14 protein-coding genes are annotated in these 13,938 nt (G+C 64.2%); 3 read left to right on the top strand and 11 right to left on the bottom strand.

Annotation, left to right across the window (positions count from 1 at the left end; genetic code table 11):
* Positions 1-45: 45 nt before the first annotated feature.
* From ntrX to hflX, 3 genes are all read left to right on the top strand, one after another.
* The gene (ntrX, locus tag AC1VVM_RS12370) at positions 46-1,449 is read left to right on the top strand and encodes a nitrogen assimilation response regulator NtrX (RefSeq protein WP_482904158.1); all 1,404 of its coding nucleotides are present in this window, start codon (positions 46-48) and stop codon (positions 1,447-1,449) included.
* 221 nt (positions 1,450-1,670) lie between these two features.
* On the top strand, positions 1,671-2,249 hold the full coding sequence (gene hfq, locus AC1VVM_RS12365) for an RNA chaperone Hfq (protein WP_132385407.1): 579 nt from the start codon (positions 1,671-1,673) through the stop codon (positions 2,247-2,249).
* Between the two features lie 19 nt (positions 2,250-2,268).
* The gene (gene hflX / locus AC1VVM_RS12360) at positions 2,269-3,609 is read left to right on the top strand and encodes a GTPase HflX (RefSeq protein ID WP_482955113.1); all 1,341 of its coding nucleotides are present in this window, start codon (positions 2,269-2,271) and stop codon (positions 3,607-3,609) included.
* Here the strand turns inward: hflX and mazG are convergent.
* From mazG to AC1VVM_RS12305, 11 genes are all read right to left on the bottom strand, one after another.
* Positions 3,586-4,371, bottom strand: a complete 786-nt coding sequence (mazG, locus tag AC1VVM_RS12355; protein WP_482955112.1) for a nucleoside triphosphate pyrophosphohydrolase — start codon at positions 4,369-4,371, stop codon at positions 3,586-3,588. The two genes, hflX and mazG, sit on opposite strands and share 24 nt — an antisense overlap.
* Positions 4,372-4,382: 11 nt before the next feature.
* Positions 4,383-5,594, bottom strand: coding sequence for an ISNCY family transposase (locus AC1VVM_RS12350; protein WP_482955111.1), 1,212 nt, complete (start codon positions 5,592-5,594; stop codon positions 4,383-4,385).
* Between the two features lie 159 nt (positions 5,595-5,753).
* The gene (locus tag AC1VVM_RS12345; RefSeq protein WP_482904154.1) at positions 5,754-5,939 is read right to left on the bottom strand and encodes a hypothetical protein; all 186 of its coding nucleotides are present in this window, start codon (positions 5,937-5,939) and stop codon (positions 5,754-5,756) included.
* The gene (locus AC1VVM_RS12340; protein WP_482904153.1) at positions 5,936-6,715 is read right to left on the bottom strand and encodes an MBL fold metallo-hydrolase; all 780 of its coding nucleotides are present in this window, start codon (positions 6,713-6,715) and stop codon (positions 5,936-5,938) included. The genes AC1VVM_RS12345 and AC1VVM_RS12340 overlap by 4 nt, the downstream gene beginning before the upstream one ends.
* Entirely contained in the window at positions 6,712-7,500 is a 789-nt protein-coding gene (locus AC1VVM_RS12335; RefSeq protein WP_482904152.1) for a TatD family hydrolase, read from the bottom strand. The genes AC1VVM_RS12340 and AC1VVM_RS12335 overlap by 4 nt, the downstream gene beginning before the upstream one ends.
* Positions 7,500-9,065 carry a methionine--tRNA ligase gene (gene metG, locus AC1VVM_RS12330; RefSeq protein WP_482904151.1) on the bottom strand — a complete coding sequence of 522 codons (1,566 nt, stop codon included), beginning with the start codon at positions 9,063-9,065 and terminating at the stop codon, positions 7,500-7,502. Before metG ends, AC1VVM_RS12335 begins: the two co-directional genes overlap by 1 nt.
* A 26-nt stretch (positions 9,066-9,091) precedes the next feature.
* Positions 9,092-10,069, bottom strand: a complete 978-nt coding sequence (locus AC1VVM_RS12325; RefSeq protein WP_482904150.1) for an AAA family ATPase — start codon at positions 10,067-10,069, stop codon at positions 9,092-9,094.
* Positions 10,066-10,716, bottom strand: coding sequence for a dTMP kinase (tmk, locus tag AC1VVM_RS12320; protein ID WP_482904149.1), 651 nt, complete (start codon positions 10,714-10,716; stop codon positions 10,066-10,068). The genes AC1VVM_RS12325 and tmk overlap by 4 nt, the downstream gene beginning before the upstream one ends.
* On the bottom strand, positions 10,713-11,876 hold the full coding sequence (locus AC1VVM_RS12315; protein ID WP_482904148.1) for a D-alanyl-D-alanine carboxypeptidase family protein: 1,164 nt from the start codon (positions 11,874-11,876) through the stop codon (positions 10,713-10,715). The genes tmk and AC1VVM_RS12315 overlap by 4 nt, the downstream gene beginning before the upstream one ends.
* Before the next feature lie 62 nt (positions 11,877-11,938).
* Complete coding sequence (locus AC1VVM_RS12310; protein WP_482955110.1) at positions 11,939-12,880, bottom strand: SPOR domain-containing protein; 942 nt, start codon at positions 12,878-12,880, stop codon at positions 11,939-11,941.
* Positions 12,864-13,913 (bottom strand): lytic murein transglycosylase, encoded by a 1,050-nt coding sequence (locus tag AC1VVM_RS12305; RefSeq protein WP_482904146.1) that lies wholly within the window; start codon positions 13,911-13,913, stop codon positions 12,864-12,866. Before AC1VVM_RS12305 ends, AC1VVM_RS12310 begins: the two co-directional genes overlap by 17 nt.
* Positions 13,914-13,938: the final 25 nt, after the last annotated feature.

Genomic DNA, 13,938 nt, shown 5'->3' with positions numbered 1-13,938 from the left:
GCGCTTTCCGCATTCCCATCCATTCAAGTCCAAGAAGATAGTGTCATGGCCCTCGAAATCCTGATCGTCGACGACGAGCGCGACATCCGCGAACTGGTCGCGGGTGTGCTGAGCGACGAAGGCTATGAATGCCGCACCGCCGGCGACAGCGAAGCGGCACTGGCCGCGATCGACGCCCGCCGCCCGTCGCTGGTGCTGCTCGATGTCTGGCTTCACGGCAGCCCGATGGACGGTCTGGAAGTGCTCGATGCGATCAAGGCGCGCGAACCGGGCTTGCCGGTCATTATTTTCTCGGGCCACGGCAACATCGACACGGCCGTCGCCGCGATCAGCCGCGGCGCGGTGGACTTCATCGAGAAGCCCTTCGAAGCCGAGAAGCTGCTCCACCTCGTCGGCCGCGCCACCGAGACCGAGCGCCTGCGCCGCGAAAATGCCCAGCTCCGTTCCGACTTCACCATGGGGGAGGAGTTCACCGGATCGAGCGGCTCGATCAACCAGGTGCGCGCGACGCTCAAGCGGGTCGCCAACACCGGCAGCCGCCTGCTGATCACCGGCCCCGCCGGTTCGGGCAAGGAAGTGGCCGCACGCCTGCTTCACGCCTGGAGCGCGCGGGCGGACAGCGCCTTCGTCAGCGTCAATTCGGCACGCATCACGCCCGAGCGCTTCGAACAGGAACTGTTCGGCGAAGAGAGCGAGGGCTCGCTGATCCGCCCCGGCCTGCTGGAAATGGCCGACGGCGGAACGCTCTATTTCGATGAAGTGGCGGATATGCCGCTTTCGACACAGGCACGCATCCTGCGCGTGCTGACCGATCAGGCCTTCGTGCGCGTGGGCGGCACCCGCCAGATCCGCGTCGACGTGCGTGTGGTTTCTTCCACTTCGCGCGATCTCGAAAAGGAAATCGTCGAGCGCCGGTTCCGTGAGGACTTGTTCTACCGCCTCAACGTGGTCCCGGTGTCGATCCCGGCGCTGCGCGAACGCCGGGATGACATTCCCTCGCTGATCGATCATTTCTTCGCGCGCTATGCCAACGAGCAGGGCGTTTCGCCGCCGCAAGTGAGCGCCGAGGCCATGACCGCGCTTCAGGCCTACGAGTGGCCGGGCAACGTCCGCCAGCTGCGCAACGTGGTCGAGCGGACAGTCATCATGGCCCCGCGCGAGAAGCTTGCCCGGATCGAGGTGGACATGCTGCCGCCCGAAATCTTCAGCAACCGGGCCGGCGGCGAGGCGGGCATCTCGGTGATGATGAGCGCACCGCTGCGCGAGGCTCGCGAGAGCTTTGAGCGGGAATATCTGCGGCTGCAAATCCGGCGCTTTTCGGGCAATATCTCCAAGACCGCCTCATTCATCGGCATGGAGCGCTCGGCCCTTCACCGCAAGCTGAAGCTCCTCGGCATGGCCGAGCGGCGCGAGGGCGAAGGTGAGGGCGAGGTGGACGACGAAATCTGATCGTGACGGGCTTGCGACAGGTCTACTGATAGGGGGAGGAGAGGGGGCAAGCTCGGAATTTCCCATTCCTTTCCGATCGTGTCATTGTACTGCTACATTTTTCGCGTTTACTGCATTGCAGCAAGTCGATAGGTTTCGATTCGCAAAAACGGCCTCTCCCCCCCCGGAAGAGGCCAGATCGCGGCCCGCAAAAAGCGGGGCGCCAAAAAAAGGAGCAAGATATGGCTGGCCGCACGCTCACCGCGCGTCCTCGTCCCACCCCGGCCCCCGGCGATGAAACGCCTGAGGCGCCGGTTCCCGTTGCAGCCGGAACCTCGGCAGGCAAGGGGCAGAACCTTCAGGACCAGTTCCTGAACCTCCTGCGCAAGAACAAGACCCCGGTCACCATGTTCCTCGTCAAGGGCGTGAAGCTCCAGGGCATCGTTACGTGGTTCGACAACTTCTCGATCCTGCTCCGCCGCGACGGTCAGTCGCAGCTCGTCTACAAGCACGCGATTTCGACGATCATGCCGTCGACGCCGATCGACGCACGCCAGTTCTCGAATGGTGCGGAAAGCTCCAAGAAGACCCGCGTGCTGCAGGACGTGTTCCTCTCCAGCATCCGCAATGCCGGCGTTCAGGTGACGATGTTCCTGATCAACGGCGTCATGCTTCAGGGCCGCGTGGCGGCATATGACCTGTTCTGCATGCTACTGGAACGCGAAGGCTACGTTCAGTTGGCCTACAAGCATGCGGTTTCGACGATTCAGCCCGTGACTCCTGTCGATCTTCAGGCGCATGAAGAAGCCGACGAAGACTGACGAGAAAAGCTGAACCGATTTGAACGATGAACTGAAGGGTGAGGTCACGCGCGGCGCGCGTGCCCTCGTCGTATATCCGCAAATGCGGGGTCGATCTGACCTCGATCCCGAAGCCCGGCTTGAAGAGGCAAAGGGCCTTGCCCACGCGATCGGCCTTGTTGTGGCCGAAGCCATGGCCATTCCGATCCGCGAACCCCGTGCCGGCACGCTGTTCGGCGAAGGCCAGATCCAGAATATCGGCGTTGCCTGCGAGTTGAACGAGGCCGAGCTGGTCATCGTCGACGGCTCGCTCTCGGCGATCCAGCAGCGTAATCTGGAGGAAAAGCTCAAGCGCAAGGTCATCGACCGCACCGGACTGATCCTTGAGATCTTCGGTGAACGGGCAGCCACGGCCGAGGGCCGTTTGCAGGTCGAACTCGCACACCTCGATTATCAGGCCGGTCGCCTCGTGCGCAGCTGGACGCACCTTGAGCGTCAGCGCGGCGGCTTCGGCTTCCTTGGTGGCCCGGGTGAGACGCAGATCGAGGCCGACCGCCGGATGATTCGCGACCGGATGAGCAAGATCCGCCGCGAGCTGGAACAGGTGCGCCGCACGCGCGGCCTGCACCGGGATCGTCGTGAGAAGGCGCCTTGGCCGGTGGTGGCGCTTGTCGGCTATACAAACGCTGGAAAATCTACGCTTTTCAATTACCTGACAGGTGCCGAAGTGATGGCACAGGATCTCCTGTTCGCCACGCTCGATCCCACCATGCGGGCGATCCGCCTGCCGGGCGTCGAAAAGGCGATCCTGTCGGACACCGTGGGCTTCATCTCGGACCTGCCGACCCAGCTCGTCGCGGCTTTCCGCGCGACGCTGGAGGAAGTGACCGCGGCGGACCTCATTCTCCACGTCCGGGATATCGCCAATCCCGATACCGAAGCGCAGAAGCGGCAGGTGCTGGACGTACTTGCCGACCTGGGCGTGCTTGGCACTGGCGAGGAGACGGCGGATGACGAGGACGTCGTACCCGCGATCCCGATGATCGAGGTCTGGAACAAGTGGGACCTGCTGGACGCGGAGCAGGCCGCCGATCTCAATGAGACCATCGCGCAGCGCAAGGGCGAGACGATCGCGCCGATCTCCGCACAGACCGGTTTGGGCTGCGACGCGCTGCTCGAAACCGTAGGCCTGGCGCTGACCGAGGATTCGAAGCTCTACACCTTCGTCCTGCCCGCCGCAGATGGCCAGCGCATGGCATTCCTCCACGCACGCGGCGAAGTCGTGTCCGAGGAGGATGCGGGCGAGGGCGAGGAGGGGCCCCTACTGCGTTTGCAGGTGCGCCTGTCCGAGCGCGAACTAGGCCGTTTCGGCGCGCTCTGACGCCTTGACGGCCTGCCAATAGGCTTCCTGCTCACCGAGCGAGAGCGCCGCAAAATCCCGGCCGTCGGTGGTGGCAAAAGCCTCCATCGCCCGGAAGCGGCGCTCGAACTTGGCATTGGCGGCGCGCAGGGCATCCTCGGGTGCGATGCCGCTCAGGCGGACGAGGTTGACGGCGGCGAACAGGAGGTCGCCGGCTTCCTCCAGCTTTTCAGCGTCGGAGGCTTCGGCCAGTTCGCCCATTTCTTCGGTCAGCTTCTCTGCCGCACCGCTGGGATCCGGCCAGTCGAAGCCGACGCGCGCGGCGCGCTTCTGGAGCTTCTCAGCCCGCATGAGGGCGGGCAGCGAGATGGCCACGCCGTCTATGGCGCTGGTTGCGCCTTTGTCCGCCCGTTCCTGGGCCTTGAGCTTTTCCCATCGCTCGGTCTGGGCATCGCCCGATGCTTCATCACCAAAGATGTGCGGGTGGCGCGCCTCCAGCTTGTCCGAAATGGCTGCTGCGACGTCCGCGAAAGCGAAGTGCCCGAGTTCCTCGGCCATGCGGGCGTGAAACACGACCTGAAGCAGCAGATCGCCAAGCTCGCCGCGCAAGTCGGCCAGATCATCACGCGCGATGGCGTCGGCGACTTCGTAGGCCTCCTCGATTGTATAGGGGGCGATGGTCGAGAAATCCTGCTCGCGGTCCCATTCGCAGCCCGAAACCGGGTCGCGCAGCTGCGCCATGATGCCGAGAAGGCGGTCGATCTGATGATGGTGCTGGGTCATGTCGAGCACACCTATAGCGGCGGCTTTCGGGGAGCGCACGCTTGCTGTGAGGGTCCTTGCGGAAGTCCGGTCAGGTGTTCCCGCAATTTAGAAAAGACACTTGCTGCGCAAGATAGAAATGTCACCGCTCGATACAGCAGGGGCAGCGCGTAGCCCGTCGGTTTTGCGCAGCGCTGACCCTGCTGGTGCAAAGGTCCATCGATCATGCGCCCCGGACCCGCTGCGTCAGCAGTCAGCAACGCGGCATCAAGGTGCTTGTTCTCAACAATCGCCGCCTGGTTCACCTGCCGGATCTTGTCGAACATCCGATAAGGAAGGGCAGTGCCCTCGTGCCGGATCTCCAGCGTCCCGTCCGGAAACTCGCAAACCTCGCCCCGCTTGCCCGCGAGCGGCCGGCTCACCGGGTTCGGCTCCAGAATGAACATCGCCTTGTTGTAATGCAGCGTCAGCGCCCGGGTCACCGAGCGCCATTCACGCCAGACCATCTCGGCCCGCAGATCTTCATGCGGCGCGAGCGGACGATGCAGGTCGCGCGCATCGAAGGGCGCTATGCCATCGCCCGTCGCCGAGGCGGTGTTGTTGCGGAATACCGAATGCTTGTCCGAATAGAACGCCACCGGCTTGCCGTGCGCCTCGATGTACGCCCGCGTCGCCTCCATGTAGGCAAACGTGCTCTCGCTCTCGACCATCCTGAGATGCATTAGCTCGCTGGTCGCATCGTCGATGTAGACGAGCAGGGTGCATTGCGGCCCACGATCCTCGAACCACCAGTGCTTCGAGCCGTCGATCTGGATCAGCTCGCCGCGACAATCCCGCCGGTAGCGCGGCTGATACGGCCGTGGCCGGCGCGCCTCGCGATCCTTCCATATGCCCGCCTTTATCATCCACTTCCGCAAGGTCTCGTGTGAAAGAGTGATGCCGTGCCGTTCGGCAAGATACTCGCTAATCAGGGTCGGTCCGAAATCGTGATAATGCTCGCGCACGAGGCTAAGCACTCGGTCACGGAAATCATCGCCGAGATCCCGGTAGCTGGTGCGGCCGCGCTTCCAGGAAACCAGCGCTTCAGGACCGTCAGCGCGCAATCGATCGAGCAGGCGGTAGACCTGGCGGCGGCTCAAGCCGAGCAGCATGGCGGTGTCTTCGATCCTCAGTTCGCCGCGATCGAACCGACGAAGCGTATCGTATCGTGAAAGCTCGCCATGGCTCATAGCCACCACCGACATTAGCGCGTCCTCTCAGCAAACAGGGAGGACTATGCCACCGGGACCACGAGACGTCCCAGCGTGGTGACATCTCTAAGTTGCGCTTACACCGGATCAGGATGATAATATGTATTATGTTAAATAATGGGTGGTTTGCAGGTGCCCCTTCAGTGCCGCCGGTCACTTGCGACTGTGCAGACCGAGCATCTGGATCAGCATTACCAGTCCAATGATGATCACGGCCCAGATCAGCGCGAGCTTGAGGCCTTTCGAAAATCCCAGCTGCCGAAACCGCGAATTGCTCGTAACCAGAATGAGCGCGCAAACGACCGAAATGACACCGACGATCGTTGCTGCATTGCTCATGGTTCGATCACCATCCCGTCATAGCCGACCAGCACGTTGTCCGGCACTTCGCCGCTCAGTGTGGCATAGTCCATGGACTTGTCGAGATGCGTGAGGACGGCCTTGCCGACCCGGCAGACCGAAGCCAGTTCCAGCGCCATGCCAAGGTGCGCATGCGTCGGATGCGGTTCGCGGCGGAGGCAATCGACCACCAGCAGATCCGCGCCGTAGCACAAGTCGATCATGCCTCTTGTGATTTCGCTGAAATCCGTCGCATAAACGACTGATTTTCCGTCACAATCGAAGCGGAATGCGGTTGATTCCGCCGGGCCGTGCGGCATCTGGACATGATCGACACGGAAGCCTTCGCAAAGGCGCAGAGTGTCGAGATTGTCGAGGCTGACCAGCGTCGGATAGCCGAACTGCCCCGCGAAAACGTAGCCGAAGCGCTGGCGCAGGCGGCGGACGGTTTCCGAGTTGGCGAATCCCGGGATCGGACCGGCGCGGCCATAGCGCAGCGGACGCATGTCATCGATGCCGTGGCAGTGGTCCGCGTGATCGTGGGTCCAGAACACGGCATCGATGCGGTGAATGTCGTTGGCGAGCAACTGCGCGCGCAAGTCCGTTGAGGTGTCGACGAGAATGCGGTTGCCGGCATCGCTTTCGAGCAGGATCGAGACGCGCGTGCGGCGGTTTTTCGGCTCGTTGGGATCGCAAAGGCCCCAATCTGCGCCGAATTCGCCGCCGAGGCGCGGCACGCCGGTCGACGTACCGCTACCAAGCATCACGACTTTCACGCGACTGCCTTTCGGTCCGCCTTGGTGAAGAGCGCGAAGAAGTTGCGCGACGTAACTTCTCCAAGCTGCTCGGCGCTTACACCGCGCAGATCCGCCACGAAGCGTGCGGTGTCGGCGGTATAGGCCGGTTCGCAGCGCTTGCCGCGATGCGGGACTGGCGCGAGGAAAGGCGAGTCGGTTTCAACCAGCAGCCGATCCTCGGGAACGATCTTCACAACCTCCTGCAAGTCCTTGGCATTCTTGAAGGTTACGATGCCGGAGATCGAAATCGTGAGGCCAAGATCCAACACTTTGGCGCCGAAATCGGCGCTGGCGGTGAAGCAGTGGATCAGCGCCGGGAAGGCCCCCTTCCTCATCTCGTCCTCAAGGATGCGGAACGTATCCTCTTCCGCATCGCGGGTATGGATGATCAGCGGTAGCCCGGTTTCACGCGAGACCCGGATATGGGTGCGAAACAGCGCTTGCTGCACGTCCCGGTCCGACTTGTCGTAATAGTAGTCGAGGCCGGTCTCGCCGATGGCGATGACCTTGGGGTGCCGCGTCGCTTCGAGCAGCACGGCTTCGCCAAGGTCGGCATGCTGGTCCGCTTCATGCGGATGAATGCCGACCGAGGCCCAGACGTCCGGGATGCGCGCGGCCGTGCCGACCACGCGATCCCACTCGCTCTGCCGCGTCGAGATATTGAGGAAGCCCTTGATCCCGGCTGCACGGGCGCGATCGAGCACGCCCTGCTGGTCTTCGACAAGGCCTTCATATTCGAGATGGCAGTGCGAATCGATAAACATCAGGTGGTTGCTTCCGTTTCCTCGGGAAGTTCGAGACGCGGGAACACGCCTTGCGGCTTGTCGACCTTATAGCCGCTGGCGGCAAGAGTTGCGAACCAATCGGCGTCTTCCAACGCGGCATAGGTGCGCGCATCGGCGGCGATGCCCATCTGATCGAGCAGTGCGTCGATCGCGGTCGGCACGACGGGACGGACTGCAATGGCAAGGTCACGCACGACGCGGAACAGCGTCATCAGTACGGCTTCCATGCGCTCGGGATCGGACTTCCGCAGCGCCCAGGGCGCCTGCTCATCGACGTACTGGTTGCAGGCGAAGACGGCGCGCATCCAGGCTTCGAGGCCATCGCTGAAGGCGAGATCGGTGAAGCCCTTGCGCAGGCCGGCAATGCCATCGGCAACCGTTGCGAAGAGGGCCTTGTCTGCCTCGCCATCTTCGTAATCGGCCTTGATAGTCCCATCCATGTTCTTGAAAATCATGGAAAGACTGCGCTGGGCAAGATTGCCGAAGCTGTTGGCCAGTTCGGCATTGGCGCGCGTCACGATCGCTTCTGGTGACCACGAACCATCCTGCCCGAACGCGACTTCGCGCAGCAGGAAGTAGCGCACGGCATCGACGCCGAAGGTTTCGGCAAGCGCAATCGGATCGGTGACGTTGCCGAGCGACTTCGATTCCTTCTGCCCGCGATTGAGCAGGAAGCCGTGGCCGTAGACCTGCTTCGGCAGCGGCAGACCGGCGCTCATCAGGAAGGCAGGCCAGTAGACCGTGTGGAAGCGAACGATATCCTTGCCGATCAGGTGCAGATCGGCGGGCCAGTATTTCGCGTAATCGCCGCTCTCGTCGGGGAAGCCGAGGCCGGTGATATAGTTGGTCAGCGCGTCGACCCACACGTACATGACGTGGTTGTCGCTGCCGGGTACTTTGATGCCCCAGTCGAAGCTCGTGCGCGAAACCGAAAGGTCGCGCAGGCCGCCTTCGACGAAGCGCTGGATCTCGTTACGGCGCGTTTCCGGGCGGATGAAGTCGCCCGAATTGTAGAGTTCGAGCAGCTTGTCCTGATACTTCGACAGGCGGAAGAACCACGATTCCTCGACAGTCCATTCGACCGGCGTGCCTTGCGGAGAGAGCTTCGCGCCCTCCTCGCCTGCGACCAGTTCGGACTCGTCGTAGTAAGCCTCGTCGCGGACCGAGTACCAGCCCTCGTAACGGTCGAGATAGAGGTCGCCGTTGGCTTCCATCCGCCGCCACAGTTCCTGCGTCGCGGCATGGTGGCGCGGCTCGGTCGTGCGGATGAAGACATCGTAATCGATGTTAAGAGCAGCGCACATGTCAATGAAATGCTGCGACATTTCCGTTGCCAGCTCGCTCGGCGTGATGCCCAGATCGCGCGCCTTCTGCGCCATCTTCAGGCCGTGTTCGTCGGTTCCGGTCTGGAACCGCACGTCGAAGCCTTCCGCCTTGCGGTGGCGGGCGATGACGTCGGCGGCAATGGCCTCGTAGGCATGGCCGATATGCGGCTTGCCGTTGGGATACGAGATGGCGGTGGTGACGTAATAAGGCTCGGCCATGCGGCGTCGCAGTTCCTTGCTGGGTGTTATGGGCGAGCCGCTTCTCTAGGCATCGCGGCCGAAGCCAGCAACCCGCCAATTTCCATTATCAGGAGCCCGGCGTCGAAATTGTAGGTGGGAGCCTGCGCGGAAATCCGCATCAGGGTGCCATGCGCCTCGATCAGCGCGAGTTGCCGCGCGCGCGATGCTCCGGCCAGTTCGCCTACCAGCACGGTGCGCGCCAGTTCGAGCGCGGCAAGCTGACGGTCGCGCGCGGGGCGCGCGCCCATTTCGTCGGCAAGGGCGCCCCGCAGGTGATAGTCCCGGTCTCCCTCGTGAAGGATCCGCAGCATCAGTTCGTGGATCGGGCCGAGATCGTGCTCGACGAAGCTGAGCGCCATTCCCGGCGAGCCCTGCGCGGCCTTGATCGCCGCCTGCCGGGTCGTGGCGTCGGATTCGGGAATATCACGCCGGATCACCGCATCGAGTTCGGCTTCGCCCAGCGCGGCAAAGCGCAGCACGCGGCAGCGTGAGCGAACCGTGGGCAGAAGCCTGCCGGGCTGGTGGGTGACGAGCAGGAAGAAGGTACCCACAGGCGGCTCTTCCAGTGCCTTGAGCAGCGCGTTGACCGCGCTTTTCTCCAGTTCGTCGGCCGGATCGATGACGATCGCGCGGCGTTCGCCCAGTGTCGGCTTGGTCGTGAGGCGGCGGATCATCTCACGCACCTGATCGACCGAGATGCTGCGCTTGGCTTGCCAGGGCTTGCCCTCGGCCTTCTTCTTCGCCTCGTCGTCGTTGGCGGGAAGCGCCTGAAGCACGTGAATGTCGGGATGTGATGCCGGATCGGGCCGGGGCTGGCCGGACAGGCGCACCAGTTCGGCGGCGGCGGTGCGCGCGAAGGCCCGCTTGCCGAGCCCGCGCGGACCGGCGAGCAGCCAGGCGTGATGCATCCGCTCCGAACCGATCGCGGAGATCCATTCGTGCCAGGCGTCGCGCTGGCCGATGAAAGGCAGGTCGTCGCTCAAGCGCGCGGTTCCGGAGTGCCGGATATCAGGGGTTCCAGCGCAGCCATGGCATAGGCCACGGTCTGTTCCGGGGTGCCGTTCCCGTCGATGCGGGCAAAGCGCGTTGGCTCGGCTTCGGCAAACCGGGCGAATGCCTCGGCCACGCGGGCGTGATAGGCCGCTTCTCGGCCGCCGATGCGGTCCGTTCCTTCGGTGTCGCGCCGCGCAAGGCGGGCGCCCGAAACCTCGGGCGAGACTTCGAACAGCAGAGTCAGGTCGGGCAAGAGGCCTTCGCTGCCGATCGCATGAAGCGTGCGGATATCGGCATCGGAAAGTCCGCTGCCGCCGCCCTGATAAGCGCGGCTCGAATCGAGATAGCGGTCGCAGATAACCCACGCGCCGCGTTCCAGCGTGGGGCGGATCAGTTTCTCGACATGGTCGGCGCGCGCTGCCGCGAAGAGCAGCGCTTCGGCGCGGGCGCCCCAGCCGTCACCCTCGGCATGAAGCAGCAGGTTGCGGATCGCCTCCGCGCCTTGCGTGCCGCCGGGCTCGCGGGTGGTGACCACCTCGATCCCGCGCGCGCGCAGTGCTTCGGCTAAGAGCCGGGCCTGGGTGGACTTGCCCGCCCCTTCCCCGCCCTCAAGCGCAATGAATTTCCCCCGGCTCATGCGAAGAGATTGATAAGCCCGTTCCACAGCCTGTCCAGCGGCCCGCCAACGGCGACATCGCGGGCAGCGTAGAGCGGGACGTGGCCGGGAGCGAGACCGTCGACCTTGATTTCAAGCTGGCCGACTTCGTCACCCTTGCGGATCGGTGCCTGCAACGGCCCCTTGTAGTGGACGGCGAGCGTGATCTTCGGATTGTCGCCCTTGGGCAGCGTGGCGTGGACTTCACGATTGGCGACAAGCGGCACCGAGCGGGCATCGCCGCCCTGCACCGCGGCCTCGGTCACCGGCTGCCCCTGATCGAACAGATGGCGCGGCGTCCAGGCGGAGAAACCCCATTCGAGCAGGGCACGCGCCGCCACGTCGCGCTGCTTGGGCAAGGGCGAGGCGGCGAGCACCATGACAAGGCGGCGGCCGTCACGCTCGGCCGTGCCGAGGAAGTTGTAGCCGGCCTCGCGGGTGTAACCGGTCTTGATGCCGTCCGCGCCGGGGACCACGCCCACCGTCGGGTCATGGCTGCGCATGGCGACATCGCGCCAGAAGTAGTGCTTTACGCCCGAAAACTCGCGGTAAAGCGCGGGGTGACGGATGATCATGGCATCGGCCAGCCGCACCAGATCGCTGGCGGTGACGTAAGTGTTGCCCTCGTCCATCCAGCCGTTCGGCGTGTTGTAATGGCTGCGCGTCATGCCGAGCCGCCGTGCCGCGTCGTTCATCTTCGCGGTCCAGCCGGGAATGCTGCCCGCGTAGCCTTGGGCCAGCACGATGGCGCCGTCGTTCGCCGAGGCGGTCATGATGCCGTGGAGCAGGTCCGCCGTGGTGGGGTGGTCCTTCTCGGTCAGGTACATCGACGTGCCCTTGGCGAACCACTCGTGCGCCGTTTCGGGACGGACGGAGAACCGGCGGTCGATCGGCAGACGGCCCGCGTCGATCTCCTCGAAGGCGACGAACGCCGTCATCACCTTGGTCACCGAGGCAGGCAGGAAAGGCACGTCCGGATGGCGCTGGACCAGCACCTGCCCCGAACCAAGGTCGACCAGCAGGCTGACGGGAATCCCCTCAAGCTCCGGCGGAGGCGTCGGAATGGCGGCATTGGCCGGCACACCCAGCGCAAGGGCCAGCGCGGGAACGAGATAGCGGGCGGACTTCGGGAACAACTTCAAGACGCGACTTCTCCCGGCGCATCCTTGGCGGATGGCTGATGCGGGTGGTGCGCGCCGCAAGACTAGTCGGTGCGCGAGATTCGTGCGTCGCTATACCCTGCCGCGCGGGCCTTCTCCAGCGCTGCGGCAGCTTGTGCACCATTTGCGAAGGGGCCGAGGTGAACGCGCCAGAACTTGCCTGCGGGCGTGACCTGGGCGCCAAGGCCGCTGGCCGCCTTGCGGGCGTTGGCCTCGACGGAAAACGTGCCGACTTGAACAACTTGCGTGCCCTTTACGGGAGCAACAACAGTGGGTTTCGGAATGGGCTTGGGGGTGGGCTTCGGAGCGGGAACGACGGGAGCAATCGGCTTGGGCTCGATTGTTGGCACAGGCGGCTTCCGTACCGGAGCGGCGGCGGCCAATGCGGATGCGGGGCTCCTTGGCATCGTCGGCGGGGTCGAGGGAGGAGGCAGCAACGGTGATTGGTCGGCAAGCTTGCGGCGCAAAACCTTCAGCAGGCCGTCCGGCGTCGCCATGCGTTCGGGCGCCCGGCCGCCGCTGCGCAGAAGGGCGCGCTCGGCCTCGGGAGGGTTGACCCGGCGCACGCGAACGGCGCTGTGGGCGCCAGCGGCGATCCCCAGTTGCGCGGCGGCATCGGCCGAGAGTTCCATCAGCGCATCATTCGTCATCGGCCCGCGCCGGGTGATCCGCACGAGAATCGTCCGGCCGCTGTCGAGCGCGGTCACCTCGGCATAGCTGGGCAGCGGCAGCGTCTTGTGTGCGGCCGTTATGCCTGCCCCGCCGCCCTCTCCCACCTGGGCATAACCCACGGCGTCGTAATTGAGTTGATCCTCAGGGGTCCAGGTCGTGCCGCCGATGGCGAACGGTTCGCCAACGACAACCGGATAGTCGGCTGCCGGTCCGCTGACGGGCGGCGACGGCGGATTGCTCTTGGCGGTTGCGGGAACGGTGGTCAGGAATATCAGCGCCGCGAGCGGCAGCGCATGGTTAACGGGCAATCTCATCTGCAAGCAACCCAACGGACAATGCGTAGTAGTTCGAGCAGTTGTACTGGAGGATCACCCGATAATTCCCGGTTAACAGATAGGCAGGCGTCCCCGGACCGTCAGGCTGGAACAGAGAGGCTTGCACGTTATCGCCGATAGGCCCGAGAGCATTAACGCCAAGCGCGCGCCATTCGGCCACGCTCTTCCACTGCGAATGACGAGCATGGACTTGCGTGCAAGTGGGCGCCGAAAGCTTCGAGCCATAGGAACCGATCGAGAAACCGGCCGGCAACGAGGCGCGTACGCCCCAGGGTTGGCCCGGTCGCCAGCCCGCATCGCGGAAATAGTTCGCGATCGAGGCCAGCGTATCCGCCGGGCTGGAGAAAATGTCGCGCGTGCCGTTGCCGTCACCATCGGCGGCGAGGCGCAGATATACGCTCGGCAGAAACTGCGGATAACCGAAGGCCCCTGCCCAGCTTCCCTTGAGCTTGTAGGTCGGCACGCCTTGATCGACCATCTTCATCAGCGCGATCAGCTCGTTTTCGAAGAGCTGGCGGCGGCGCCCCTCCCACGCCAGCGTCGCCAGCGAGCGGGCAAGGTCGAAATCGCCGACATAGCTGCCGTAATTGGTCTCATGCCCCCAGATCGCGAACAGCATCTTGGCGGGAACGCCGTAGCGCCGCTCTATCGAGGGAAGAATCGAGGCGTTCTGCGCGTAGCGATCGCGCCCCCGGGCGATGATGCTGGGGCCGACATGCTGGGCGATGTAAGGCGCCACCGGCGGCGGCGCGCTGCTGCGGTTGGGCTGCGCGCTATCGAGCGCGATCACACGGTCGTTAGGCGTAAGGCCGGTGAGGACCTGCGAAATCGTGCTTGCGCTGACGCCTTCCCGCCGGGCGCGGGCCGCCACCGATTGCAGGTAGACGTCGAAACTCTGCCCACCAACACTCTGCACCACCGGCTGCGCATCGACCGACGAAAGCGGTACGAGAGCAAGGGCTGCTGCAAGAAACGGAAGACGCAGGGACCGAAGCTTCGAAGAACAACTCATCACGCCTAAATCTTGCACAATGCGC

It is taken from the genome of Novosphingobium sp. BL-S-33 (assembly GCF_056857025.1).
The sequence above is the reverse complement of the archived record's forward strand: the minus strand, read 5'-3'. Positions and strand labels throughout refer to the sequence as shown.